This is a genomic window from Acidovorax sp. HMWF018, assembly GCF_003061035.1.
Lineage (GTDB): Bacteria > Pseudomonadota > Gammaproteobacteria > Burkholderiales > Burkholderiaceae_C > Acidovorax > Acidovorax delafieldii.
The window spans coordinates 1-1,471 of the sequence record NZ_QAIM01000463.1 but is presented as its reverse complement, the minus strand read 5'-3'; the positions used below and the strand labels follow the sequence as shown (position 1 = coordinate 1,471).

Here is a 1,471-nt window from a genome sequence, read left to right as displayed (position 1 = left end):
CATCACAACCCTGGAGGTTTGCCATGCGCGACCTGGACTTGCAGACCCTGCGCCTCTTTGCCGCCGTGTGCGAGCAGCGCAGCATCGCGCGTGTGGCCGAGCAGGAGTCCATCGTGGGCTCGGCCATCAGCAAGCGGTTGGCGCAGCTGGAAGACACGGTGGGCACACCGCTGCTGCTGCGCAAGCGCCGGGGCGTGGTGCCAACGCCTGCCGGCGAGACGCTGCTGGAGCATGCCCGCACCATGCTGGCCAGCGTAGGGCAGATCGAGCGCGACATGGCGGCCTACGCCACTGGCACCCGGGGCCATGTGCGCATGCTGGTCACGGCCTCGGTCATGGCCGAGTCGCTGGCCGACGATGTGGCGGCCTTTCTGCAAGACCCGGCACACCGCAACATCCAGATCAGCCTGGAGGAACGCGTGAGCCCGGACGTGGTGCAAGGCGTGCGCGACGGCAGCGCGTCCATCGGCATCTGCTGGGACGCAGCCGACCTGTCGGGCCTGGAAACCAGCGCCTACCGCAGCGATCACCTGGCTGTGGTGGCACACGAGTCGCACCCCGTGGCCCAGCTGCAGAGCGTGCGGTTTGCCGACGTGCTGGAGCACGAATTCGTCAGCATGCCCGCGCTCAGTGCAGTGCAGGTGCTGCTGGCGCGTGCCGCTGCGGTGGAGGGAAAAATGCTGGCCCACCGCGTGCTGGTGTCCAACTTTGACGCCGCCCTGCGGGTGGTGCGCGCCAACCTCGCCATCAGCGTGGTGCCACGCGAAGTGGCCCAGCCTTTTGCCCAGCTGGCACCGGTGCGCATCGTCCCGCTGAGCGACCCCTGGGCCCAGCGGCGCTTTGCCATCTGCTACCGCAGCGCCCAGTGGCTGCCCCCCGCGGCCCAGTTGCTGGTCGCGCATCTGGCGGGGCTGGGGCGCAGCTGACAGGGGCCGAAAACCGTGGCCCTGTCGCAACAGTTTGATACGCAACATTGTATTTTTCGCCACTAGCGCATGTGTGCTGTGCGTTCTGAGCTACTAAACTTGTAGCAAAATGGGTTCCGCGCTATAGTCTTAGCGCATCAGCGGGCCCGGTTGACGGCCACCCGCACTGAATCCAGATCCAACACTTGCGCGAGGAGAAGCGTCCATGAGCTCCAAAGAAAATGCTTCCATCAACCAGCTTTTCGAGAAACTTGAATGCCGCTATGCGCTGCGCGTGCTGTGGGCCCTGAAGGACGGCCACCCCCAGACGTTCCGCCTGCTGCAGGACAGCGTGGGTGGCATCACCCCCAACACGCTCAACACCCGCATCAAAGAGCTGCGCGAAGCCGGTTTTGTGGACCATGGCAGCGACGGCTACACCGTCACCCCCTCGGGCGCTGACCTGCTCAAGCGCCTGTCGGACGTGCAGGCCTTTGCCACCCGCTGGGTCGCAGGCCGCGCCAAGAAGGCCTGAGCCCTCTCCCCTCCCCCTGCTCGCCCTGCCC

General features: G+C 66.3%; 2 protein-coding genes. Both read left to right on the top strand.

Features of this window, described 5'->3' with window-relative positions; translation table 11 throughout:
• The first annotated feature begins 23 nt into the window (after nt 1-23).
• A complete protein-coding gene (locus DBR23_RS19465; protein WP_099729820.1) occupies nt 24-926 on the top strand; it encodes a LysR family transcriptional regulator in 903 nt (300 codons plus the stop codon).
• A 205-nt stretch (nt 927-1,131) separates the two neighbouring features.
• Complete coding sequence (locus DBR23_RS19460) at nt 1,132-1,440, top strand: helix-turn-helix domain-containing protein (protein WP_015013381.1); 309 nt, start codon at nt 1,132-1,134, stop codon at nt 1,438-1,440.
• Nucleotides 1,441-1,471 lie beyond the last annotated feature (31 nt).